The following is a 25,784-nucleotide window of genomic DNA, read 5'->3' on the forward strand; positions in this document are numbered from 1 at the left end:
ACATACAGTTTCATGGCTCTAAAATTTCTTAACGCATCGCGGAGATCGGAATAAATTTCAGCTTCTTGAGCGAACCCTGCTGGAACTTTTGGCTTTGCACATATTCGATGAACGCTTTGGTAGCGCCGGTAGGCTGGCCCTTCGTCATGTAATAGCCGTAAGCCCAAATTTTGTACGTGCCGTTGATGACGTTGTCCGTCGTCGGTGCTACGCCGTTGTGGCTGATGGCTTTGACGTCACTATTCACGTATACAAGGTCGATATAGCCGATCGCGTTTGGCGTCGTGGCAACAGCGGTTTTCATGTCCCCGCTCGAACCGACCTCCTTGTAATTTTTGGACTTCTTGACGATATCGCCGCCTGCCAGTGCCTTCGCCTGGTAGTTGACGCGGGTGCCGGAGCCGAATGCTCGCGTGATGACCACGATGTCCGCATTGTCGCCGCCGACTTCCTTCCAGTTCGTAATTTTGCCCGCATAGATGCCCTTGAGCTGTTCGGTAGTCAAGTTGCCCACCTTCACGTTTTTGTTGGCAATGGTCGCGAACGGTATGACTGCAACCTTGTTCGCTACCTGCCCGTCAAAAGCTTTGAAGCCGGGAACGTCCATGCTGGCGTCCCAGTCGCAGGCGCCGATATCGGCGATACCTTTTTTTACGGCCTGGGGTCCTGTAACCGAGCCTTTGCCGGAAGCTGCAATTTTCACCTTCGGATTCAGCTTTTGAAATTCCTTGGCCGCCTGAAGGGTCAGGGGAAGCAGCGCCGTGGAGCCGTTAACGTTGATTTTGCCGGACAGGTTCGAAGCCGCAGAAGCGGATCCGACAAGGGTGGAGACGGCTACCAGGGATGCGGCCGCCAGCAGCGATACTTTCTTGAATAATTTCATGTGAATAATCTCCTCTCATTTTGCGGTACATTATTTGGTAAGCTGACTTGCCTTGCCGTCTTGAATCAGGAATACCTTCCCATCAGCCAAGGCCGCCACCCGGCTGCCGTCTGCTGAAATCGCGAGATCGGCAATGTCGCCATCCGTGCTGAAGATTTCCTTTTTCGAGCCTGACACAACGCTGTATACCTTCGTGCTTCCGTCTGCCGCGATGCCTGCGGCAACCAGATGCCCGCTCGCGTTAACCGCGCTCAAAGTTACATCGACATCACCGAGCAAATCCTGGATTTGACCATCGGGAAGGATCGCTTTGATAATGCCCCTCGAACTGCTGCTGCCCGGATCAGCGCTCAGATAAGCGACGCTGCCATTGCTGAGAAAAGCCGGATACAGCTTGTTGTCGCCGGTGCTTGTTGCCTTGGCCGGTTTGGCGTCCTTCACGCCAAGGTCAAGCGTATAGATTTGTTCCCCGGCAGCGGAATAATCGATCTGAAGCGATTCTTCCGTGCTGTCCTTGTCGTTTTGGGCCACGCCGGTGATGTTGACGATATATGTGATTTTCTTTCCGTCTGCCGAGACATGAACCTCGGATTTATTTTCCACCTTGTCGGCTACGACCTCAGTGATTTTGCCGGTATCCACGCTTATGTAAGAGACTTTCTCCTGCTTGTCGCCTTGAATGAAATAAATGTGTTTGCCGTCCGCTGTCCATGACAGATCTGTTTTGACAGAGGTGTCGGCGCCGAGTTTAACCGGCTCTGCTGCTCCGCTCCATCCCAGCAGGTAAAGCTGCCCGGTCTCATCCGTGAAAGCGGCGGTGTCGCCGTTCGGAGAAATTGTCATATTGAGCACGCTGCTGCCGGCAGATAATAAATGAGAGCTGTAGTCGGCTTTCAGGCTCAGCAGCTGTGGCGGATCCGCATCATCCTTTACGGCGATCACTTGGCCTTTAGCGTCAAATTTCACGGAGGCGAAGCTTCCGGAAATTCTTTCGGCCGTCAGGATTTGCAGGGTTTGTCCGCCATCCAGCACCTCGCCGCCGAGTGCAGCCACGACCGGCATCCATTCGACGAACGAACGGTTATCCTGAAGAATGGGCGCCACCGTGAACGAATAATCCTCGCCGTCCAGCTTGAATGTTTTGGAGGCTGCTTGAATCTGCAGGATGTGACCGCTGTGTCCAGCGGTGATCGTAATGATTCCCTTGGACGAAGATACGGAGGCGCCGAACGCTTTGACCAGATCGCTTACGGCGATCAATTTTCCGTTACCTGCTTGGATCATACGCACAGGCATGCTCTTTCCGTTTACCAAAATCTGTGCGGTTGCAACCGGGCGTTTTGCGGCAGGCACCTTCGTTACGGTACTTTTGGCAGGGGTTATGGCTGCGGCTGCCTCGATATTGCCTGCTGTCATGGCCGAGGATACAATCGCTGCGGCTGCAATGATCTGGAACATTTTAATGTTTTTCAAATGGCTCACCCTTTTCTCATCGCTTCGTGGATCTAGGCCTATTTTCGTATACGATTGTTAAAAGCGTTCCGTTGGTATGTTATGGAAACATTAAATATTTACCGTTGTCTTTTGTAAAAATAGGTATTATCCTAGTTAGAAATAGAGCTTATCCCAGAAAAATGCCTGATTATGGATGTTACCTTGCAATTCCTTGTTAACTGAAGTTATGGAGGCCAAAAAATCGTGTATGTTATCGGATTTATATTATCGCTTGTCATTGTGCTTGCACTTATTCCGCCGCTGCGGAAGCTGGCGATCCGGGTCGATTTCGTCGACCGGCCGACCAGCCGCAAAATTCATAAGGAGCCGGTTCCGCATCTGGCGAGCATCGCCATCTTTCTTGGCTTCATGATTCCGTACCTGATTCTTTCCCGTCATTGGGACCGCGAAATGGCGGGCATCATCGCGGGCTCGCTGCTGATCGTGGGAATCGGCATGGTGGATGACTGGTACAAAACCCGGGGCAAGGATTTCCCCGCCCTGCCGAAGACGATCGTACAGGTCGCCGCGGCCGTCATCGTGTACTACTCCGGAATATCCTTTGCAGGCGTTACGATCCCTTTTGCCGGCCACATGATCGTATTTCCGGATTGGCTCCAGTTTATTTTAACCATCCTGTGGATTTTCGGCGTAACGACGGTCATCAATTTCATGGATGGACTGGATGGCCTTTCCGGGGGTGTCGCCGGGATTTCGGCATTGACGCTGTTCGTTGTAGCGATCGCTAAAGGCCAATCCCATTCCGCCATCATGGCCATTATTTTGGTCGGCGTTGCGGTGGGCTATCTGAAATACAATAAACCGCCTGCCAAAATTTATATGGGCGATGCCGGGGCAACGTTTATCGGATTCATGCTGGGCATCATCGCGCTGGACGGCGCTTTCAAGCAGGTAACCGTCATTTCCATCCTGGTGCCGGTGCTGGCGCTTGGCGTCCCGATTTTCGACAATATTTACGTCGTGATCAAGCGGTACCTGAACGGACAACCGGTATACAAGGCGGACCGGAGCCAAATCCATTATCGCCTTATATCGTGGGGCCTCAGCCCGAAGCAGGCCGTCGTGTTTATTTATCTGATCAGCGCCTGCCTGTCGCTTTCCTCTATTATTCTGATGCTGCTGAGTTAAGTTTCAAAGTAAATACAAAAAGCTCCACAGACCTGTACCCAGGCAGATGGAGCTTTTTTGATGATTCATTATCTTTTTCAACCGCCGGATGGCTTTACTTCACAGAGAGCTTCGTCCTGAAAGATGTCTGCGGGAAGCGATCTATACATGAAACAAAAGGCCCGAAATGAGGACATCGCTAGGAAGTGTCCCTTTTCAGGCCTTACTTGCCGGTAACTTAATGGGGAATTCTGTTCCCTTTTCCCACGGACTCTCCCGGAACCAGGGTCACGTAAATGCGCTCATGGTCCACCTTTTCCCCTGCGAGGATTTTAATCAGCTGCTCTGAGGCCAGAGCTCCCCATTTGCGCTTGGAGTAGTCAATCGTGGCAAGTCTCGGCTGCATGTACCGGGTAAGCTCGATATTATCAAAGCCGATCAAGTGGATCTGCTCTCCGATGGTATAGTCCGTATCCGCCAGCCGGTTACATAAGCCGATCGCCATCTCGTCATTAAGGCAGAACACGGCGACCGGTTCGGTATACTCCCGGATGATCTGCTCGGCTGCCTTTTCGCCGCCGCTCTTCTTGAAGTCGCCCTGAATTTCAATCCATTCCACGTCGTCAGCCCGGTCCGCCACCATCTTGACGGCTTTCATCCGCTGGTTCGAATCGTATGAGCCCTCAGGTCCGGATACGACATAAATTTTGGAATGACCCTGCTCGACCAGATATTCCGTAGCCAAGGTTGCACCGGCCTTGTTATCCAGCAATACCTGGTTGATATTCGGATGTGCCAGTTCACGGTCCAGGACGACAATTTTATGGTTGCGCTCCGCGTATTTGAGCAGCTCTTCGCTTGAGAATGTATGATCCAGAATGACCGCGCCATCGATCATGCGCTCCGGAAGCATCCGGTGCGATTGTTTGCCGCTGCATACGATCAGGTCATAGCCCTGTGAATTGCAGACTTCCTTCATCCCATCCAGCAGTTCCCCGTACACATCGCCCTTAAAATCCGTCAAGAAGACGCCGAGAATTTTGGACTCTCTCTTTTTCAACGTTCTTGCCGCTGCGTTAGGGACATAGTTCAGTTCCTTGGCGATCGCCAGTATCTTGGCGCTTGTCTCATCCGTTACCTTGCTGCTCCCGTTCAGGGCATAAGATACCGTAGAAATCGAAACCCCCGCTTTTTTAGCGATATCCTTTATACTTACCAATGGTCCTCGCTCCTTACGTTAAACCGATTCGTTCTCTATATGGCAAAATAATTGCTTATGGAAAATGGCGATCCCTAAAGATCGCCTAAAATTTACATAAAAATGTCAATTGTGTTCTGCTGATCGTTCATCGCTTGTTCGAAGGCTTCCTTGGAAATCCGGAGCCCGCCTTCGCGATACGGGTTAGCCAATCTTTCCGCATCCAGCGTCTCTCCGTTCAATACGATCTTGCTGACAGGCGCACCCGTAATATGGTAGACAAACGTTACATTCACCGCGTCATATTGGAAGTCGAAGCGCATCCCGTCAAGGGCAGGCGGCAGCACCGGATCGATGACGAGGCCTTCATGATCCTGACGGATGCCAAGCGCGTTCGAAATCAGCTGATTCATGTAGATCCCCGGTCCGCTGGAGTAAATTCTCCAGCCGCCCTTCACCTGAACCTCGCCGCTGCGAAGCTTGTCAAAATTCGTCTGGGCATCGTACCGGTTGTTAAACTTTCCGTCCGAGCTGCTAAAATAGGCATTGCTCTGCCGGATTTCCGCATTTGGAACGACATTGCGGATACCTACCGGGTTAATGACGTTCAGTCCGTTCCACACATCGTCGGCATGCCCGAGCTTCGCCATCGCTTCCACGAAGCGGATATGCGCGTGCACGTACTGGAGTCCGACCTCGCGTCCGAAGTTCGAAGCCTGCTCCGCCCGTTTGAAATGCGTGCTGACTCCGCCCGCGTATTGGGCAGGACGGTTCATCAGACGGACGCCGTCCGGGAAGAACAGCTTCTCCTTGATCAGCTCGTAATGTGATTTCGCGCGTTCCGGATCCAGGAGCTCGGCAATCATGCTGCGGGTCATTGGCAGCAAACGGTACTGGATGCCGGTCTCGGTATCGGTCGGATGCAGCATCAGCTTGGTGTTCTCCGGATCTTCCATATAGAGGAACCCGGGAATGACGTCCGTTTGCAGCATGTATTCGTTGAAATCCCGTTTGATGCCGGATGCCATCTCCTGAAGCTCGTCCGCAAGAGCAGGCTCCTCGGAGACCAGTATCGCGGAAAGCTGAGTCAGCGTCTGGTACGTGAGCGCAACCGTCCAGCTGCTGACCATATACTGCTTAAGCTGCGCGTTCGCCGGCTGGAGGGTATCATCCCAATCCCCGTCGCCATAAGCAGACAAGTACGTGTCATGAAGAAAATGACTGCGAATGTAGCCGATTTCCTTGTTTACATGCTCCAGCAGGGTATGCTGCTGCTCCGTAAACCGGAAGCTTCCCTTCGTCGTATAGGAAACCTTTTCCTTCAAAATACTGTAATCCTGAGTAGCCGTCAAATAATCGCTGAGCACCTTCAGCGGCCACACGATGATATCGCCATGGCTTTCTTCCTGCTGCACAGGAGCATAATTATCGAACATGAACCATTGCGGCCAGTTACCGTCATCCTCGTACTGATGGGCGTATACCGTCAGCAGAATATCGCGGACTTGTTCGAATTTCTGGGTGGCCAGGAAGTATTCCGAAGGTCCCTGACATACGTCCCGTGTTCCCCAAGCCGCACCGCCATACTGCTCCAAGCCGTGTGGTACCGAGTAATGGACGAGCATGTTGTGGGTATACCACCACGCCAGCGCGTTGACCTTGAAGAAATCTTCCTCTTCTTCCCCGCTTGCGCCGGTAAGGCGGAAATGGTTCATAACCTGCTGATAGAATTCATGGTATTTGGTAATCTCTTCTTCTATATTCTTGCTCGATGCCGGAAGTTCCTCTCCGTCCAGCAATCCTTGTATCGTAAGTGTCCATTCCGGCGCCGATTCGATCTGCATGGTCACCAGCGACGCGCACCCAGCCTGAACACCATCCGCAAGGACGGTTTCATCGCCGATTTCGGCTCCGGCTCCGTCAACCCACATGCGGTACCTCAAATTCGGATAGGCCTCCATCCGGATCGCATCCTGACCGCCAAAGAACGTGAGGACGCCATGATCGTTCTGCATGCGAACCGGCGACTCATACTCGTTCACATCCATGATGACCTGGTTTGTGACCAGGTAACGATAAGCCTTGCCGCTTTCGGAGCGCACGTTCAATCGAACCTCCGGTGTATCGACAGTCGTAAAGTTCGTAATAATCAGCGTATCTGCTTCCGTTTTATAATACCAGCGCACGTAGTTGAAGCCGATCTCATACAGGGAAGGCATCGTCAGCAGACGGTACTGTCCGTCCACTTCCACATAAATCCGTTGTCCGGCTGTTTTCGGCACATTAAGCGCATTGCGGGCATTGCTCATCATTTTGTTGAAGTTGGTGTTGCCTACGACAAAATGAGAGTTGAAAATGCCATACATATAAGAGGTGGTCGTTACGACCTGGGCTCCGAATTTCACATTATTCCCGCTCATGAGAATATGTCCATGCGGACGTTCCACCAGAAGCTCCTTCTCTTTTAAAACGACATGCTCATACTTATCCGTGAAAAAGGCGAGCAGTTGTCCCTCTTCCCGCTCTTCCTGATGACGGGTTTGGCTAGGATAACGTTCATTGATATCCGCTTCGGTCATGGACAGCGTCTGCAGCGGACTTCCCATTACAGGCTTTAGCCGAACAGGCGCAAGCCCGCGAAGCGGCTCTTTGCTGTCCTCCGCCTGGATTTCTTCCCATGCCAGCTGAACCTCGTCCTTGAATTCAAGCTCGGTCACCGCCGCAGCATGGTCTGCCTGAATCAAACCGTAAAATACAAAGCGTGCTTCCCCGTTCAGGGATACCCGTTCGGACTGAAGTGCCGTGTAGGCGAATTCGTATTGATAGATTTCGTTGGCCAGCTTCTCCCGGGTTAAGCAGGAGGGCACATTCGTTTCCTTGTAGGACAAACCGAAGAATTGGAAACCGTCGGTGGAATATCCGGCCGCGCGTGTCAGAGAGCCCTGCTGGATATACGGGAACGCCCCGCCTTGAGGCTGATTCTGACGGGAACAGACGACATAGCCGAGCTGTTCATCCTCATATACAGAATGGTCGATGTATTGCGAAAGATAGGCTTCGTTGCTCCGTACGGCTCCGATATCCGCATTGCCGAGATCTTGACCGTAAATGACGTCGATTTGCACGCCTTCGCCGCGGGTCACAACATCCCAGAACCACACCCCTCGTGCAGACAGCATGAAGGTTACGCGGTAGTCAACGCCCTCTACGCTTCCTTCCCATACCATGCGATTGCTGCTTGCACTGACTTTGCTGTCCGAATGGATGCCCAGCAGCGGATGAAAGGAAATGCCCGAGTCACGGTGAATACGCAGGTATACATTATTTAAAGACCCCTCGAGTGGGCTTGTCATCAGTTGGTTGATCATGGTGCGGCCGCTCACGGCCTGGTACAGATCTCCGCTTTCCCAGAAGGTAAAGCGGAGATCGCCAGCTTGAATACTAAGCTTGGAATTCGTCATCGTGGCTGTCATGTGATTGATTATTCCTCCTATCCAATGAACGAGTCGGCTGCTAGGCCGTCGTTATGAGATGCTTGATTTGACGTCGATCAATTTGAAATGCTGTTCCAGCGTATCGCGGCTGTTCGGGCCTACGAACACCTGGAAGCTTCCCGGATCGCTTCTATAACTGAGATCCGAATGGTGATAACGAAGCTGTTCTTCCGTGATCGCAAAGGTTGCCGTAGCGCTTTGCCCCGGCGCAAGCGTCAGCTTCTCAAAGCCTTTAAGCTCGCGCATCGGGCGCACCACTTCTCCCGCTACATCGCGAATGTACAGCTGGACCGTTTCTACCCCTTCCCGTTCTCCCGTATTCGTCACTTTTACCTGTACCTTCAATGTCTCGCCCGCTTTCATCTCCGGATTTGACACCGTCAAATCGCTGTATTCAAACGTGGTATAGGATAAGCCGAAGCCGAAGGGAAGAAGCGGATCATTCGGGCTGTCAATATACTTGGACACATAGCGTTCTTCGTTCTTCGCCGGATTGAGCGGACGCCCCGTGTTGAAATGATTATAGTAAACCGGAACCTGACCCACCGACCGCGGGAAGGACATCGTCAAGCGGGCCGAAGGGTTGATGCGCCCAACCAAGATGTCCGCAATGGCCGCTCCGCCTTCGCTGCCCGGGAACCAGGCCTCCAGCAAAGCATCCGCTTCGTCAAAGATGCCGCTCAAGTCAAGCGGACGGCCATTGAAAATAACAGCGGCCAGCGGTTTGCCCAGCTTTTTCAGCTGTTTGACCAGCTCAAGCTGTGCTTCCGGGAGACGAATGCTCGTACGCGAACCTCCCTCACCGCTCATCGACGATTCTTCGCCAAGAGCCAGCACGATGACATCCGCATTCTTAGCGGTTGCCAGCGCGGCTTCCAGCTGCTCCGGCGACATGCTGTCCGTGCTGCTGCCTTCGGCAAAGCTGACTTGGCCGCCGGACAGACGGTCTTTCAGCGATTTCCCAAGCGAGGCCGCATCTTCCTTGACGCCTTCACAGGACCACCAGCCCAAAATATCGTCGCTTTGCGCAAACGGTCCGATGAGCGCGATGTTCGCATCCGGCCGAAGCGGCAGGACGCCGTTATTTTTGAGGAGCACGCTTGATTTGGCGGCAAGTTCATACGAAACGTTTCGATGTTCAGTGCAGTAAACAATCTCGCGCTCTCGTTCCGGGTCTGCTGCACGCAGCGGATTTTCAAAAAGTCCGAGCTTATCCTTCAGCTGAAGGATGCGCAGCACCGCTTCATCGATCAGCTTTTCGTCGACTTGGCCGCTCTCGATGAGCTTAGGTAGATGATGGACGTAGCAAGGTGTCATCATTTCGATATCCACGCCTGCACGAATCGCCCGGTAAGCCGCTTCGCGGTCGTCCTCGGCAGCGCCGTGCGCTATCATTTCCCGGATCGATGCCCAGTCCGATATCAGTACGCCGTCAAAGCCCCATTCATCGCGGAGTATTCCGCGCATCAGCTTTTCGTTGCCGGTAGCCGGTATACCGTCCACCGTATTGAAAGAGGTCATCACCATTTCGCAGCCTTCATCCAGCGCTGCCTTGTAAGCCGGCAGGTATTGTTCGCGCAGCTGCCGTTCGGACATATTCACCGTGTTATAATCCCGTCCGCCTTCCGGAGCACCGTATGCCGCAAAGTGCTTCACGCATGCTGCGAGCCGCTCCGGATTATCTTTCAGCTGATCGCCTTGATAACCGCGGACGAACGCTTTGGCAAACAGGCTGTTCAGATAAGGGTCTTCCCCGGTCGTTTCCATCACTCTGCCCCAACGCGGGTCGCGAACCAGATCCACCATCGGCGCGAACGTGACATGAATCCCCGAAACCGCCGATTCCTTGGCGGCGATTTCCGCGCTTTTCTCAGCCAGCTGCACGTCCCACGAGCAGCCGATCGCAAGCGGAATCGGGAATATCGTCTTGAACCCGTGGACGACATCCGCCATGAACAGCAGCGGGATGCCAAGACGGCTTTTTTTCAAATATGCATTTTGAACATCTATAACAGCCTGGGCTCCCGAAAGGCCGAGTACGGAACCGCTGGCGGTTACCATGGACTCGGTAATCCCCATTTCCTCCATCGGACCTGTCACTTGTCCTTCGTGATCCGTGCCTTCATGAAAATGGGCGGTAAGCTGCAGCAATTGGGCGATTTTTTCTTCAAGCGTCATTTGGGCTATCAGACCTTGTAATTGCTGATTGTCCATACAGTTCCCCTCCACAACCTATTAAGATTCTGATCCAGAATCAAAGAGAAGCACTTTCTCTTTCCCTTTTATTCTTTCTCCTTTCTCAGGAGCTTGCACAAAGTCTTCCATCATTCAATGGATAGAATCGAAGCCTCTTGCTTCGCCTTTTGTGCAAATTCCTCATTCAGAAGAATCCTGCTGACTCCTCTTCCTTATGGAACAGGACCGGTCCTTGGGAATCAAAGCTCGATCCTGAACACATGTTTGGAAGAGAAGAACCCGGCGGCATCCAACATCCTGCACACCGGGTTCCATGAACCAGGACTGAGGCATAACCTTTCGTCCGGTCCGTTTGAAGCGGTATCCTTACTTGGCAAATTTGCTGTTCAATTCATCCAGTACCGGTTGAACGAGGGATTGCTTGCTTTGTACCCATTTCTTCCAGTTCGCTTCCAAGTCGCCATTTTGGAGAATCAGGTTGGCATACTCGTTTTGGTACTCGAAAGATGCCTGGCTCTTGGCTTTGGAATCATACAATTGAACGTCCCAGTCATACGTAGCCAGCTTGCCGCCTTCTTTACCCAGCTTCGCTTTGTCTTGGAAATGTTTCACTGCCGTATCCCGGTATTCTTTCTTGATCGCCGGATTCACGACACTGAAGTCATCGCCCAGGACGTACATGCCTTCAAAGCGTGCAGGATATTTTTCTTCGAGCGTCTTGCCTTCCGGAAGCAGGCTCACCAGCTCTTTATTCTCATTATACTTCCAGTCTTTTCCTTCAAAGCCCATATTCACGAGCAGTTGTCCTTCTTCGCTAGTCGAGTAGTCGATCAAGTCCATGATGCGCTCGAATTTCTCTTCACTGATGTTCGGCGAGAAGATCAGGGACGACCAGAAGTTAACTTGCTCCAGGTTGCGATACTTGCCGTCGTCGCCGACAACGATCGCGGTATGAACCAGATCATCGCTGTTTACGCCGAGGTTTTTCTTCATATTCGTATCCATGTCTTGTCTGTAGGAAGCCAGGCCGCCGAGGGACGTAATGCCCGCCACGCCTTTAACTCTGAAGTTGTCGCTGCCTTCGTTATTCTTCCAGGTGTAGAATTCCGGATTCAGCAGTCCTTCTTTGTACGCTTTTTGCATCAATTTCAGGCCTGTAAGCGTCTCGGGATCTGCTGGACCCCAGTGGAACTTGCCGTCTTCGCCTTTATAGAATGCGGATTCCACGCGGGAGTGCTCGCTGTTGGCCATGATGATGTTGGTCAAAGCGTCGTCAGCGTTATAGGACATTGGAACAAGCTTCGAACCCACTTTGCCAGGGTCCTTTTCTTTGATCAGCTCTGCGTATTTCATGAGTTCGCTTGTCGTGTACTGATCTTTGAGTTCAAATCCGACCGCTTTCGCCCAGTCCTTGCGCAGCGCGATAACGCCGATTTGGTTCACCAGCGGATCAGCAGGCTTGTTCTGGTAGTACACCGGTTTTGGCAGAATGTATGTGCCGCCCGTCAGTTCTTCCAGCTTGTCGCCAAGGCCTGTCAGCTTATAGGCTGCAGCGACGTTCGGCCAGCGTTCCTTCCAGTCGTCAGGGAATTTATACAACAGTCCTTGGTCCACGTAGTTCATGAAATCGCCATGCACGTAGTTCCAGCTCGCTACGTCCGGCAGGTCCCCCGAGTTGATCCACAGGCGAAGCTTCTCTGCCCAGGAATCCCACTGGATATAGTTGTAGTCCCATTCGATATTGAATTTGTCCATCCAGAACTTGTGGAACTCGTTGTTCAGTTGGCCGTCCTTCAGTTCCGTCGTTTGCGCGAAGGAAATCTTGAGTTTGTCCTTGTAGTTTCCATCCGCGTCCTTTTCGTTGCCGCCAGATGCCGAATCTTTGGAGCAGGCAGTAACCGTCAGCATAACCGCCGATAATGCGACAGCCAGAAGAGGTTTAAGCAGCTTTCTCGTTTTCATGTTTTATCCCCCATGTTGTTCAGATTTTTGGATTAAAAATCTATTGCATTAATCAGGTCTTGATAGCCCCTGTCAATACCCCTTTAGCGAAATGCTTTTGCAGCAGTGGGAAGAAGCACATAATCGGTACCATCGATACGAATACAGACGCCATTTTCATCCCTGTCGAGAAGCCGCCTTTGTTGAGGGAGTCGACGCTCGCGGCGTTCGATACGTTCGTCGTCGATTCCACGATGATGGTCCTCAGAACATTTTGCAGCGGCAGCATTTCCGATTTTCGGAGGAAGATCATGGCATCATACCATCCGTTCCAGAAGGCGACGCCATAGAACAGCGTTATGGTCGCCATAATCGGCGCAGCCAGCGGCAGCACGATGGAGAAAAGGATTTTCCATTCACCTGCGCCGTCGAGCCTTGCGGACTCCATCAGCGATTCCGGCAGGCCCTGGAAGTAGTTCATCATCAGGATCATATTGAAAGCACTGAAGCTTCCCACCAGAATGACGGACCATAAGGTGCCGGTCAAATGCATCGATTTCATGACCAGATACAGCGGCACGATCCCGCCGTTAAAGATCATCGTGAACAGTACCAGGAAAAAGATCAGTTTTTTGCCCGGGAATTTGTTGCGGCTCAGGCCATAGGCCATCGTGCTTGTCAGGAACAAGCTGAGCGGCAGCCCGACCACCAGAATCTTAATCGTATTCCAGAAGCCCGTAAGGATCCGTCCGTCATTGAACAAGGCCTTGTAAGCTTCCAGCGTCGGATGTTTCGGGAACAGCATCATCGGATTATCCGCATATTCCTTTTGGGAAGCGAATGAGATCATAATGACGTTCCAGAACGGGATGATAATCATCAAAGACAAGATAATCAGCATCACCAGGAGGATGTAATCCAGGATCGTCATTTTGCCGACCCGGTATTTATGCTGTTTCACAGCTTTGGTACTCATCTGTTTGCACTCCTTTCCTTAACGGAATAAACCGTCTCCGCCCATCAATTTGGCCACTCTGTCGGCAGCCAGCAGTAGAATCATATTCACCAGCGAACGGAACAAGCTGACAGCCGTCGAGAACGAGAAGTCCGTGGAAGACTGGAACGTAATCCGGTAAATATATACATCCAGTACCTGGGACACGTTTTGCGTCGCCGCGTTGGCCAAGTTGAAAATCTGGTCAAAGCCTGCAGACATGAGTCCGCCTACATTCAGGATGAACATAACGGTTACGGTTGGCAGAATGTTCGGCAGCGTGACCTTGAAAATTTGCTGCATGCGCGAAGCGCCGTCGATCTGCGCCGATTCATACTGGTCCTGGTCGATCCCGGAAATGGCGGCCAGGAAGATAATCGCGCCCCAACCGGTCGATTTCCAGACATCCGTCAGAATCAGCATCGGCAGGAACATTTTCTCGGAGCCGAGGAAATTGATCGTCGGCAGTCCGAACAGCTGCAAAGCGCTGTTCAGCAGTCCGTCATAGGAAAGAACGTTGATGACGATCCCGGAAACGATGATCCAAGACAAAAACTGCGGAAACGTAAATACCGTTTGAAACAGCTTTTTCGTCTTCTTCATCCGCAGCTCGTTCAGCAGCAGGGCCAGAAGAATCGGGAATGGGAATGTGATGACGAGCTTGATGATATTAATGTACAGCGTTCTCCACACCGCTTGCGCAAAGGTAGGATCCCGAAATACGTATTTAAAATTTTCAAATCCTACCCAAGGACTGCCCCAGATGCCCTCGTTGGCCTTGTAATGCTTGAAAGCCAGGGATAGGCCGCCCATCGGCAGGTAAGCGAACAAGATCAACCAGATCAGACCGGGTATTAGCAGTGTGTAGGTCATCCGGTGCTTCCAGATTTCCTTGTACCAGGATCCGGAACCCGAACTTCCTTTTAATTTTTTGTCAGGCCCTAAGGCTGCGGGTTTCAATTTGCATCGCCTCACTCTACTTTAATTCTTTTCGTCAAACAGGAAGCTGAAAGCCGTTTTCAAATGCTTTTCCCAAAAAAGCCAATCATGCGTTCCCGGACCCTCCACGTATTCGAAGTCAAACGGCGTTTGCCGCATGTAGTCCGCGAATTCGCGGTTCATCCCGATAAACGGGTCTTCGGTTCCGCAGCAGCACAGCACCGGGGGCAGTGAACCGCCCTCTTCGATTCGTTTCGCAGCAAGCGCATATAAATCCTGATCCGGCTTGATCACAAGCTCCGTCCCGAATACCGCCTGCATCTCCTTCGCCATCCCCGGTTCCATGTTCGGATCGCGAAGACGCTGCTGGATATCGGTTACACCGGATAACGACACCGCCTTGGCATATTGCTTCGGATATGTCAGTGCCGCCTTTAATGCTCCGTACCCGCCCATCGACAACCCTGCTATGAAAGTCCGACCCGGATTGTCGTCTAACCGGAACAGGCGACCACAAATTTCCGGAAGCTCCTGTGTCACGTAGTAGAAGTAATCGAGTCCGTATGCCATATCCGTGTAATAGCTTCGGTTTGCTTCCGGCATGATGACCGTACATCCATACTTCGCCGCGTACTGTTCAATGGTCGTCAGACGGTGCCATGTACTCGCGTTATCGCCTGCGCCATGGAGCAGATACAGTGTGCTGCTGGTCGGTTGGCCGGTATCTACGGGAGAGACCACATGGACACTTGTTGTCATTCGCAAAGTAGGCGATCCTGTGTCTATCGTGATATGCGCCATTTGTAACCCCTTTCATATTGAGCGTTTTCCGGTAGGTCTGAGAAGTAGTTGCTACATATATACCATCGAAGCGCAGGATTGAAACGAAACGTTTCTTTAATTTCCATAAAAAAACGAAGAGGAAGAAAAATCAAGCCTTATCGCTTATAACATGTGGCCTTATAGCCTATACGCTTAAGTAATAAAATTATAAACTCGGTCTCTTTCTTCACCTTGTAAGCGATTAATTCGAATCGTTTCGATAACATCATAATCCTCGTGACAAAACATGTCAACTATGATTTCGAAATTGCTGACATGTGCCGGTGCAATGTTCACTTTTTCGCAGAAATTTACCCTTTTAATCCCAAAACTGTGATAGGAAAACGCTTCCAAGTAAAGGTTGACATGAAAACCGAATTGTACTACATTCGAGGATGTAAAGAAAATCATGGAAACGTTTCTATTGGGTGAGGACAATAAAATAAAAAGAAGAACAGAAACAGAAAGAAGGTTACTTCGATGTCTATCTCATTGAACGGGTTTGTGCAGCATGTGGCCGCGCAGAACTTGAATGTCCTGTCCGCCCGCGTTCTGCAAAAGGGAGAGCCGCTGGCCACATGGGATCTGACAGTGGACGAACGCAGGCTGCAGCATTCCGTCAGTAAATCCTTTACATGCATGGCGGTGGGCTTGGCCATTCAGGAGGGTAAACTTTCTTTGGACACGAAGCTCAAGGATTTATTTCCCGAGCATGCGAAGAACAATTCGTCCGAGGACCTCGCCCTTCGTCCGGGAGAGCTCACGCTCTACAATCTGCTGCGTATGGCTTCAGGCCATGACTCCCCTCCGCTGTGGGCGGAAGAACGAGCCTCTCTTCAGGAGAAGGACTGGGTAAAGTACTATATGTCCCTGCCTTTGGACAGGTCTCCCGGGGAAATGTTCACATACAGCAGCGGGGATACGTTCATGATCTCCGCGCTGGTGCAGGCCGCGGTCGGCGAAACGGTGAAGGACTATCTGACACCGCGTCTGTTCGAGCCGCTCGGCATGCACGACGTAAGCTGGGAGACTTCCCCGCTTGGCGTGACGCTCGGCTGCGCCGGGTTGTCCATCAGCAACGAAGAGCTGAGCCGCTTCGGCCAGCTGCTTTTGCAGAAGGGCATGTGGGAAGGCAAGCCGCTCATTCCGGCGGAGTGGATCGATTTCGTGACCCGGAAACAGATCAACAATCAGGGCAGCCCGGATTGGAGTCAGGGATACGGCTGCCAGTTCTGGATGTGCAGGCATGAGGCGTACCGCGCGGACGGTGCGCACGGCCAGCTGTGCATTGTCATTCCCGGCAAAGAGGCCGTCATTGCGGTGAACAGCCAGGAGGATAATATCCAAGGCATATTGGATGCGGTGTGGGCGGAGATTTTGCCTTTGCTTTAGGTTTTAATCCGTGCTGGACGCTCCTCTCCCTCCGATCGCTGTTGTTTGACGCTCTGCATGCGAATCATCCCTCCGATCGCTGTTGTTCCCGGATTTATTTGAATGATCAAATTCAATGTTCAAATCCGGGAACAAAGGCGACCGCTTCGCTTCTTCGGGATTGATTCGCCTGCTCCGCTGCTTCGATGTTTTAAAACCAAACGCAAAAGCAAAAGCCACTCCGCGGGGTGGCTTTTTACGACTTACAGGCTGCGCTACTTCCAGTCTTGATTATTATACCTCTAATTATTGTCATCGTTGTGAACACGGTGCCGCTGCAATGTTTGCTCTATTGGCAACCTGTGTAGGAAGGCTTGTGGTCAGTTACCAACTTTATGGGAACCGAGAAAATTGCCGACAATAGTTCTGTTATTTTTAAAGGGAATTCGGATTTTATGGTGGTCATACCAGTAGTGAACGAAATGTGGTTGATTGGTTTAATAACCATATTACTGAAGGCTTATTATAGGGGACAACTAAAGCCAGCCAATTCTGTATGAGAATGACTGGCTTTTATTCATTTGGAGTTGCGATCCATTTTTCTCCCCATTCGCGCATTTGAAGGAGTATTGCCCTAAAACTTAAAGTTATGGAGTAAGAAGTTATATAACTATGTCAACTTCGCTCAACGCTTTAAATGCCTCGGTGGAGACTTTCAAGAAGCTTTTGTGGGTAAACCGCTCCGCTAACGAATCATTCCTCCGATCGCTGTTGCCCCAAATTTTCTGAATGTTTTTTCAAGGGTTAAAATTCGGGGGCAAAGGCGAGCGCTGCCGCTTCTTCAGAATTGATTCGTCCGCTCCGCTTCTTCGTAGGAAGGATCAAACAAAGCCACTCACATGAGTGGCTTTGGACGTCCCAGGAGGGATGCAGCCCTGCAGGCTGACTGCGAAGCGTATCCTCTCGATGCTTATGCTCCGACGAACCCCAGTGGGTTCTCATCCCTCCGAGAAAGCCACTCACATGAGTGGCTTTGGACGTCCCAGGAGGGATACAGCCCTGTGGGCTGACTGCGAAGCCTATCCTCCCGATGCCGATGCTCCGACGAACCCCAGTGGGTTCTCATCCCTCCGAGGAAATTTAAAAAGCCACTCGTAATGAGTGGCTTTAATGACGTCCCAGGAGGGATACAGCCCTGCGGGCTGACTGCGAAGCGTACCCTCCCGATGCCGATGCTCCGACGAACCCCAGTGGGTTCTCATCCCTCCGAGGAAATTAAAAAGCCACTCACAAGGAGTGGCTTTGGACGTCCCAGGAGGGATTCGAACCCCCGACCGACGGCTTAGAAGGCCGTTGCTCTATCCAGCTGAGCTACTGGGACTTAGTATGTAAGCAATTCATTTATTAAAAATGATGCGTTTATTATTATAACTGATTCCTTCCAAAATTCCAAGAGGAATTTTATAAAATGAATCATCGCAAGGAGCCGGGGGTAATATGATAACACCATACATCATTGTAAAGGAGCGTGTGCTATGCGTCAATTGTTGTCTGCATTATCCTACTTCAGCATATTTTTTGCTCCATTCCTCTTTCCCTTGATCGTTTGGATTGCTTCCGGAGACCGTTATGTCGCCATGCATTCGAAGCGAGCGCTGCTATCGCATATCCTTCCATTCGCTGCTGCGGTGCCCCTGCTGATTCTCACCTTCGGAGCAGACAATCCCGGCTCGGTATTCGGCTATATCCTTTTGTTCGTCATCATCTATTTCGGGACGTTCATCTACAATATCGTTAAGGGCATTCAGGTTTTGCGCGAGTATGCCTAAGTCCATAAAAATAAATCTCTTCCATTATATGTAACAATCAATCAGGTGCAGAGCAAGTGATAAACCTCCGGGCAAACCGGAGGTTTTGTCATTTAGGGGTTACTGGTTTACTTGTTGCCAAAACGCCGCGGGCTTTGCGGAACAGCCATATTCTTGTCGTTTTTGCTCAGGACCTCTTCAGCAAATTCAGTCTGGTGGGCATACTTGTTGCCTTTCGTCTTTTTGTACGTGTTTGCCACTTTCGCTCACCCCCCCTGAAGGATAGTATGGGACGTATGCCGAGTCGTTATAAGCCATAATTATTGGCTTCGTCCAACCAATGAGAAACGTCGTTCAAATTGAGAACAGACACCCACGTTCTATGAAAGGTTCATGACAGCATCCCCCTATCTTGTGACAAGTTTCCTCAAAGGGTCTTCGCCTTCGGACAGACATTTTCTGCCCATCTTCGGCATATAACTGTATCACTTTCACAAATGCAATTCGGCAGTATCCCGAGCAGGGATGGATAGCAGTGGATAAAAAGACAAAAAGAAAGGATGACCCGTCATGTGCGGAATAACCGGTTTTGTTCAGTGGAGCGGCGATTTGACGCAGCATTCGCAAACGCTCACCAAAATGACGGAAACCTTGACCCCGAGGGGACCCGATGCCTATGGAACCTGGATTTCGGGCCCATGTGCCTTCGGCCATCGGAGGCTTAGCGTCATTGATCCGGAAAACGGGGCGCAGCCCATGCTTGTATACGATGATGAGGATTTATACACCATAGTATATAACGGGGAATTGTATAATGCGGCAGAACTCAAAGGGGAGCTGCTGAAAAGAGGTCACCGCTTCCGCACGAATTGCGATACGGAAGTTCTGCTGGTCTCCTACATCGAGTGGGGACCTGCATGCGTCGACAAATTTAACGGCATTTTTGCCTTTGCGATTTGGGACAGCGTGCGTGAGCAGATCTTCATGGCACGGGACCGGCTGGGCGTGAAGCCCTTCTTTTACAGCCTGATCGGAGGCACGCTGATTTTCGGCTCCGAGCCCAAGGCACTGCTCCAGCATCCGAAGGTTGAGCCTGTCGTCGGCGCGGAAGGATTGGCCGAGGTATTCATGGTCGGGCCTGCGCGCACCCCCGGGCAGGGCGTATACCGCGATATTAAGGAACTGCGCGCCGGGAATGCCATGTTGTTCACCCGCGGCGGTTTGAGGTCCTACGCTTACTGGAAGCTCGACAGCTACCAGCATGAAGACGATACGGAAGCTACGGCAGCGCGGCTTCGGGAGCTGCTCCAGGATACGCTCGAGCGTCAGCTCGTCTCGGACGTCCCGGTCTGTACACTGCTGTCCGGAGGCCTGGATTCCAGCGCATTGACGGCACTGGCCGTTCAATATTACAACCGAACCGGACAGGGGCAGATCGACACCTACTCGGTCGATTACGTCGGCAACGACAAGCATTTCAAATCCCATGCCTTCCAGCCCGGTGCCGACGGTCCCTGGATTCAGCGGATGGTGGAAGAGCTAAGAACGAACCATCACTACATCGAGTTCGATACGCCGGAGCTGATTGAGTCTCTGAACCATTCCACCTTAACGCGGGACCTGCCCGGCATGGCCGATGTGGACGGCTCCCTCTACCTGTTTTGCAAGGAAATCAAGAAAGGTGCCACCGTTGCGGTATCCGGTGAGGCGGCGGATGAAATATTCGGCGGCTATCCCTGGTTCCACCGTGAAGACATGTTGAACTCCGGTACCTTCCCCTGGGCGGTGGCCACGGAGATGCGCGCAAGCTTGCTCGCTCCCGATATCCGCGAATGGACCCGGCCGATCGACTACTTGGGAGACCGGTATGCCGATGCCGTACGCGAAGTGCCAAAGCTGCGCGGCGAAGACGGCAAGCAGGCACAGATGCGCGTCATGTCTTATCTGAACATCACCCGCTTCATGCCCACCCTTCTTGACCGGAAGGACCGGATGAGCATGGGCGTGGGCCTTGAAGTCCGCGTTCCTTATTGTGACCACCGTCTGGTCCAGTATGTATGGAATATCCCCTGGGAAATGAAAATGACCGGCGGCCGCGAAAAAGGGATCCTGCGTAAAGCACTGGAAGGCGTACTGCCGGACGATGTACTGTACCGCAAAAAAAGCCCCTATCCGAAAACCCATAACCCGGATTTCCTTACCGCCGTGAAACAGCAAATGCTGGATATCCTTGATGATTCCTCTGCGCCGATTCTCCCGCTGATTAACCAGGAAAAGGTGCGCGAGATCGCCGCATCTCCCGAGGCTTCCTCCAACCTGCCTTGGTTCGGCCAGCTGATGTCCGGGCCACAGCTGTTCGCCTACCTGGCACAGGTGAACAACTGGCTGAAAACCTATAATATCGTCATTAAATAAAGTGATTTCGTCCATCAAAGAACCCCATCTCTCCTGAGACGGGGCTCTTTGTGCTTCGGGATGCGATTCTTCGCAATTCGCAGTTCTTAGGCGATAACGCCTTTGGACAGAATCAGATTTCCGTACAATGCCTTCTCGCCTGTGGCGATGACGGCATAAGCCTTTTTCGCACGCTCATAAAATTCAAAACGCTCAAGTTCAGCGAACTCAATTCCCGCTTCCGCTTGGTCCACCAAGCTCCGGTACACATCCCATACGGGGGTCTCTACCGGATCGCCGGGCACCACCTGCATCAGCATCACGGGATGCGTCAGATACCGGTTCAGCGGAAATAATTCGAGCGTGGCCGCAAGCAGCTCGGGAATGCCGTGGCCGTCAGCGCGGACGAGCCGGTTCGCCATCGAAACCGAAGGGAAATTCGCGTCAGCAAACACGATTTCGTCTCCATGTCCCATTTCGCACAAAATTTTGAGCAGCTCAGGGGACAACAACGGGGAAATACCTTTCAGCATAATGAATCCTCCTTTACATCTCCACATTTCTTATCTACTAATTACGACATCGTCCGAGGCAATCCTGCCCGAACCGTCAATTAAACCTTATTCCGTCGCATCCTGGCATGAAAAAAGCCCGGGCAACAAGTCCGAGCTTCCATTCAAGGGCTATGCTGTTGACGGTATTTCAATGGCGATACTCCCGTCAGCTCTTTGAAAATGCGTCCAAAATGGGTGAGGCTCTCGAAGCCTACCTTCTCCGCAATGACTGCGACTTTGTCGGTACCCCCGGCCAGAAGCGCTTTGGCCTCTTTGACACGCACATTGTTCACATACTCGGTGAACGTAAATCCCGTGCTTTTCCGGAACATTTTGCAAAAATACGATGGGCTGATATAAAAACGGCTGGAAATCTGCTCGATGGTAAGCCGCTCCTCGAAATGGCGGTTGATGTAATCGACGATCTCGAACGTTTTCTTGTGAATGGAGTGGACCACGGTTTGCTCTGCGGCAGCACATAAGGACATCTTGCGGTGGATGAACAGCAGCAGCTGGAACAGAAGGGTCTGCAGGCATGCCTCATATCCCTCCGGCTTTTTTGTGAATTCCAGAATCATTTGGCCCATCTGCCTTTCCACAAAGCTCATTTCCTGTCCCGTCAATTTGACGAAAGGCCGCCCTTGCCGAAAAACGCTCATAACATCGGTGGGTAGTCCGTTCAGATAGAGCGCATCCAAAAACTCTTTTTTGAATTCCAGCGTGATTCTTTCGAAGGTTGCGCCGCTTGCGTTCACCAGCTTATGGATCTCGTTCATATCGACCAGGAGCAGGGCTCCGCTGACAGCCTGATAAGCTTGGCCATTAATGAAATAGCAGATATCGCCGGACACCAGATATAAAATCTCGTATCCGTCATGATAATGCTGCGACGGCATGCTCGATTGAACCTTCCGTTCCCTGTCGATGTAAAACAACGAAGCTTCATAGAAATTGGTCTCCATCCTTCTCCGCCCCTCTGCTTTTCTGTTACAGAAAACACAAGATAAGATATGTAGAAAAACAGGCATAATCAGCCCTATATGGAATGAATATGATCTTATCATGAGGTATAGTGGGTAGCAAGCACCGAAAAAGAACGTTTGGAGGCTCTCCCATGACATTTGATCTGCATACGCATCACAACCGCTGCGGGCATGCTTACGGCTCGGTTCGCGACTACATTATAGCAGCCGTGGACAAAGGGTTGTTGTATATCGGCATTTCGGACCACACACCCTTTTTCGCGGAGGAGGACGATCATTCTTCTCCGGAAGCCAGCATGGCCAAAAGCGAATTTCCCGTTTATGTCCAGGAGGTTTTGGCACTGAAAAAAGAATTCGCGGGAAGCATCGAGGTCCTGCTTGGCGTGGAGGCGGACTACCTTCCGGACAGCCATGACCTTTATCAGCATATGCTCCGTTCGTATCCCTTTGATTACGTCATCGGATCCGTCCATGATTTTGCCGGGGTAAGCTTGTATGACGCCGATTATTGGGAGCGCCTTTCTCCTGAAGGCAGACTGCAGCTAAAGGAAACCTACTACCGCTATATCGCACAGTCGGCGGCCTCCGGCCTTTACGATATTCTGGGTCACGTAGATGCACTGAACCGCTATTTCCCCGGGTATGCCGAGCTTCGCACCGAAGCAGCGGATCAAACCCTGCAGGTGATCGCCAAGCATGACATCGTTATGGAGATCAATTCCTCCGATGAGCTCTGGGTACCGGACGGATGGCTGCTTGAACGCGCCCTTCATTATGGCGTCAAAGTCACCTTCGGCTCCGATGCCCATGAGCCCGCCCGCGTGGGCGAATATTTCGACGACATCCGCAAGCATCTCCTCGATATCGGGTACAGGGAGTGGGCCGTATTCCACAACCGGGAGCGGATCATGCTGCCGCTGGATGCAAGCCTGCTTGCATAACCCCTCACTCCTGAATCACCGCAAAAAAAAAGCAGACCGAGACGAATGTTCTTGGTCTGCTTTGCATTATGCTACCGCATCAGTTTCACCTCCGAGGCTGATGCCCAGCCTCCCGTGCCCGCCACTGCCTTCAGCTTCACGTATTTGGCGGAAATCCCATTCCATGCTGCCGTTTTCTCCGCGTGGTCGTTAGCCCACGTGCCGCTCGCAACCAGGGTGTACGCTGCGCCATCCGTGCTTACGTAAATCTCGTAAGAGGTGATATTTCCGTTGTTCATCCCTGCCCCGCTGGTATCCTGACGGGGCAAGTACAGAAGCGAGGATACCTGAACCGTAGAATCGAGCGTCAAGATCAGCTCGCGGACGGTATCTGTGCCGTCCCACTTCGTATGCCATATGGTTGCCGTATTGCCGTCCAGTGCCTTTGCGGGTTCATGACCGGGCTCATACGACGAAGCCGTCGCGGTAATCGCCGATGGAGGCACCTGCTCGCTCTTGAACACGGAAATTTCCGCTGCCGATGCCCAGCCTCCGGAGCCTGCGGTCGCTTCCAGCTTGATGTAAGCGGCGCTGACCGGCGCAAAGCTTGCCGTTTTTCGCGTGCTGTTGTTCGGCCAGGTCCCCGAGGCTACCTTGGTAAAGTTCGTACCGTCAATGCTCGCATAGACGTTATAGGCCGTAATGTTGCCATTTGAATTCCCGTCCTGGCGCGGGACATATTGAAGACTGCCTACCTGGTATGTTCCCCCCAGCTGAAGCGTGATGGATTGAGGCAAGGGGTTGCTGAGATCCCATTTCGTATGCCAATTCGTCCCCGTATTGGAGTCGATCGCCATCTGCGGAGACTGGCCAGGCTGGAAGCTCGTTGCGCTGGCCGTCATCTGCGACTGGGGAATCTCGCTTGTTACCGGCGGCGATGCGGGAGGGAACGCCGTGCCCGTATATTCGCTCGCCCCGATATCCGGCGCGCCATTGTAGAGCGGCCCGCCGAAGTAATCCTTTCCGCCGTTGTTCGCGATCCACCGGCCGGTGTTGATCGCAGGTGAATCCGGCTGCAGCTTGTAACCGGCGGTCGATCCGATGCCGCTTCCTCCGGTGCCAGGCGCAACCAGCTTCGGATCGGCCGTGATAGCCGTTGCATCTGTGTTCGGAACCGAAGCGAAGCCGTAATATACGTTCGATTTGTAATTCAATGCAGCTGTGCTGAATGAAAGATCGGACAATGTTCCTTCGTTGTAAAAGATGTTGTTGAATACCTGGACCTGATGATCCGGGCCGCCCGAGTAGTTATACACGAACTGACGCGCCACACCCGGTCCCATGTAAACCGTGTTGTTGTAGAACATGGCTCCTTTCATCGATGCCCTTGGCTGGATCAGCCCATGGGACGTATTGTCGTTCTGGCTGATGTTGTATCTGTAGATGCCGTCATAGCTCGGAAGGGTATCCGTATTGCACCACATCGCGAAGCCCCCTGCGTTGTTATGAACGTAGTTGTATTGAACGTAGGTCACGTCGTTCAAGGCATCGATCTCGATGCCTTGGGCATCCCCGGCTGGCTGCGTGTCGTACACCTCGTTGTATTGAATGGTCGTGTTGGTCGAGTTCCAGTTGAAGATGCCGACAGCGTAGGTGCCGTCCAGGGCTGCCCGGTATACGGTGTTATGCTCAACGATGACGTCCTTGCAATCGCGGATAATGATGCCGTCGCCGCCGACATCGTGAATGACGTTGTTGTAAATGTGAATATTGAGCGAAGGCGTGTACGGACCGATGCCCCGCTGGTCGTTAATAGGGAATTTGCCGTCAGGCTGCTGCGTCCGGTTGACCCAGGACGAGTGGAATTTGATCCCCGTTCTGCTCACATGCTCGATCGTGCTGTCGCTGACGGCAATGTCCTCGAACCATGTAGGCTGCCGAAGCGATGGGGTGTCGGGATTGAACTGGACGTGATAGACGATTCCGCCCGACACTTTTCCTTCATTCGTGTCCGGGCCTTTGAATCCTTTGATGTGAACGTTCCGGATGTAAATATGCTTGATGGCTCCGGCATCCTGTGCCTCAATATATATGCCGCGGCGGTATACGTCGGTATTCATCGGATTAATGCTTTCATACTTCGGGTCAAAAAGTTCCAGCCCTTCGATTTCCCAGTACGATTGGTTATACAGCTTAATGACGCTGTTGACCTTCACGTTTCGCTTCACGTAATTGTTCATGGTCATGGTCGGCTCCACCCAGTCATTTCCCGGCTGAAGCACGGGCTTGGCCCCGTTTCCGTACGTGCTGATTTGAATCGGGGCCGCTGCCGTCCCCGAGCCCTTCGGTTCCAGGCGGCCCGTAAAAACGGAGCCGGCTTTGAACAGAATCCGGTCCCCCGGCTGGAAAGTCATGCTGCTGACTTTGGACAGCGACTTCCATGCCTTTGCTTCGCTGGTCCCGTCATTGCTGTCATTGCCTGCGGAGGAATCGACGTAATACGTCTGATTGGCAGCGGCATGGGCCAGATCGGAAGGCATCCCTACAGAAAAGGTTCCCATAACCAATAAAAATGCCAGCATCCATGCAAAAAGCTTGCGAACGCTTCGATGCATCGCCCATCTTCCCTTCATTTGTAAAATGGCTTGCAGCTTGTACGCAGCGC

Annotated in this window: 18 protein-coding genes and 1 tRNA gene; 5 read left to right on the plus strand and 14 right to left on the minus strand. The window is 52.1% G+C overall.

What is annotated here, in order from left to right:
* Window positions 1-28 precede the first annotated feature (28 nt).
* The gene (locus tag ACTHPM_RS21360; RefSeq protein ID WP_440398123.1) at window positions 29-883 is read right to left on the minus strand and encodes a phosphate ABC transporter substrate-binding protein; all 855 of its coding nucleotides are present in this window, start codon (window positions 881-883) and stop codon (window positions 29-31) included.
* 30 nt (window positions 884-913) lie between these two features.
* Window positions 914-2,356: a stalk domain-containing protein gene (locus ACTHPM_RS21365; RefSeq protein WP_440398122.1), complete on the minus strand. Its 1,443-nt coding sequence runs from the start codon at window positions 2,354-2,356 to the stop codon at window positions 914-916.
* A 222-nt stretch (window positions 2,357-2,578) separates the two neighbouring features.
* On the opposite strand from ACTHPM_RS21365, the gene ACTHPM_RS21370 reads away from it, so the two are divergent.
* A complete protein-coding gene (locus ACTHPM_RS21370; protein ID WP_440398185.1) occupies window positions 2,579-3,526 on the plus strand; it encodes an MraY family glycosyltransferase in 948 nt (315 codons plus the stop codon).
* A gap of 217 nt (window positions 3,527-3,743) precedes the next feature.
* Here ACTHPM_RS21370 and ACTHPM_RS21375 read toward each other — a convergent pair whose 3' ends face one another.
* From ACTHPM_RS21375 to ACTHPM_RS21405, 7 genes are all read right to left on the minus strand, one after another.
* A complete protein-coding gene (locus ACTHPM_RS21375) occupies window positions 3,744-4,724 on the minus strand; it encodes a LacI family DNA-binding transcriptional regulator (protein WP_440398121.1) in 981 nt (326 codons plus the stop codon).
* 92 nt (window positions 4,725-4,816) lie between these two features.
* On the minus strand, window positions 4,817-8,176 hold the full coding sequence (locus ACTHPM_RS21380; protein WP_440398120.1) for a GH36-type glycosyl hydrolase domain-containing protein: 3,360 nt from the start codon (window positions 8,174-8,176) through the stop codon (window positions 4,817-4,819).
* Window positions 8,177-8,227: 51 nt separating this feature from the next.
* Window positions 8,228-10,411, minus strand: a complete 2,184-nt coding sequence (bglX, locus tag ACTHPM_RS21385; RefSeq protein ID WP_440398119.1) for a beta-glucosidase BglX — start codon at window positions 10,409-10,411, stop codon at window positions 8,228-8,230.
* Window positions 10,412-10,759: 348 nt separating this feature from the next.
* Window positions 10,760-12,355: an ABC transporter substrate-binding protein gene (locus tag ACTHPM_RS21390; protein WP_440398118.1), complete on the minus strand. Its 1,596-nt coding sequence runs from the start codon at window positions 12,353-12,355 to the stop codon at window positions 10,760-10,762.
* 52 nt (window positions 12,356-12,407) lie between these two features.
* Window positions 12,408-13,310 carry a carbohydrate ABC transporter permease gene (locus ACTHPM_RS21395; RefSeq protein WP_440398117.1) on the minus strand — a complete coding sequence of 301 codons (903 nt, stop codon included), beginning with the start codon at window positions 13,308-13,310 and terminating at the stop codon, window positions 12,408-12,410.
* Window positions 13,311-13,328: 18 nt separating this feature from the next.
* Window positions 13,329-14,288, minus strand: a complete 960-nt coding sequence (locus ACTHPM_RS21400) for an ABC transporter permease (RefSeq protein ID WP_440398116.1) — start codon at window positions 14,286-14,288, stop codon at window positions 13,329-13,331.
* Between the two features lie 21 nt (window positions 14,289-14,309).
* The gene (locus ACTHPM_RS21405) at window positions 14,310-15,026 is read right to left on the minus strand and encodes an alpha/beta hydrolase (RefSeq protein ID WP_440398115.1); all 717 of its coding nucleotides are present in this window, start codon (window positions 15,024-15,026) and stop codon (window positions 14,310-14,312) included.
* A 543-nt stretch (window positions 15,027-15,569) separates the two neighbouring features.
* Between ACTHPM_RS21405 and ACTHPM_RS21410 the strand changes: the two genes are divergently transcribed.
* On the plus strand, window positions 15,570-16,481 hold the full coding sequence (locus ACTHPM_RS21410) for a serine hydrolase domain-containing protein (protein ID WP_440398114.1): 912 nt from the start codon (window positions 15,570-15,572) through the stop codon (window positions 16,479-16,481).
* 1,286 nt (window positions 16,482-17,767) lie between these two features.
* On the opposite strand, the gene ACTHPM_RS21415 is transcribed toward ACTHPM_RS21410, so the two are convergent.
* Window positions 17,768-17,841 (minus strand) — tRNA-Arg (locus ACTHPM_RS21415).
* 154 nt (window positions 17,842-17,995) lie between these two features.
* Here ACTHPM_RS21415 and ACTHPM_RS21420 point away from each other — a divergent pair.
* On the plus strand, window positions 17,996-18,289 hold the full coding sequence (locus tag ACTHPM_RS21420) for a DUF4870 domain-containing protein (protein WP_440398112.1): 294 nt from the start codon (window positions 17,996-17,998) through the stop codon (window positions 18,287-18,289).
* 107 nt (window positions 18,290-18,396) lie between these two features.
* On the opposite strand, the gene ACTHPM_RS21425 is transcribed toward ACTHPM_RS21420, so the two are convergent.
* Window positions 18,397-18,528: a hypothetical protein gene (locus ACTHPM_RS21425; RefSeq protein ID WP_440398111.1), complete on the minus strand. Its 132-nt coding sequence runs from the start codon at window positions 18,526-18,528 to the stop codon at window positions 18,397-18,399.
* 310 nt (window positions 18,529-18,838) lie between these two features.
* On the opposite strand from ACTHPM_RS21425, the gene asnB reads away from it, so the two are divergent.
* Entirely contained in the window at window positions 18,839-20,683 is a 1,845-nt protein-coding gene (gene asnB, locus ACTHPM_RS21430) for an asparagine synthase (glutamine-hydrolyzing) (protein ID WP_440398110.1), read from the plus strand.
* Between the two features lie 86 nt (window positions 20,684-20,769).
* On the opposite strand, the gene fucU is transcribed toward asnB, so the two are convergent.
* Both fucU and ACTHPM_RS21440 read right to left on the minus strand, forming a co-directional pair.
* A complete protein-coding gene (gene fucU, locus ACTHPM_RS21435; RefSeq protein WP_440398109.1) occupies window positions 20,770-21,195 on the minus strand; it encodes an L-fucose mutarotase in 426 nt (141 codons plus the stop codon).
* A gap of 143 nt (window positions 21,196-21,338) precedes the next feature.
* On the minus strand, window positions 21,339-22,178 hold the full coding sequence (locus ACTHPM_RS21440; RefSeq protein WP_440398108.1) for an AraC family transcriptional regulator: 840 nt from the start codon (window positions 22,176-22,178) through the stop codon (window positions 21,339-21,341).
* A gap of 152 nt (window positions 22,179-22,330) precedes the next feature.
* On the opposite strand from ACTHPM_RS21440, the gene ACTHPM_RS21445 reads away from it, so the two are divergent.
* On the plus strand, window positions 22,331-23,140 hold the full coding sequence (locus tag ACTHPM_RS21445; protein ID WP_440398107.1) for a histidinol-phosphatase: 810 nt from the start codon (window positions 22,331-22,333) through the stop codon (window positions 23,138-23,140).
* A gap of 71 nt (window positions 23,141-23,211) precedes the next feature.
* Here ACTHPM_RS21445 and ACTHPM_RS21450 read toward each other — a convergent pair whose 3' ends face one another.
* Window positions 23,212-25,734 (minus strand): discoidin domain-containing protein, encoded by a 2,523-nt coding sequence (locus tag ACTHPM_RS21450; protein ID WP_440398106.1) that lies wholly within the window; start codon window positions 25,732-25,734, stop codon window positions 23,212-23,214.
* Between the last annotated feature and the right edge of the window lie 50 nt (window positions 25,735-25,784).

This window comes from Paenibacillus sp. SAFN-054, from assembly GCF_051966755.1.
GTDB lineage: Bacteria > Bacillota > Bacilli > Paenibacillales > Paenibacillaceae > Paenibacillus_AQ.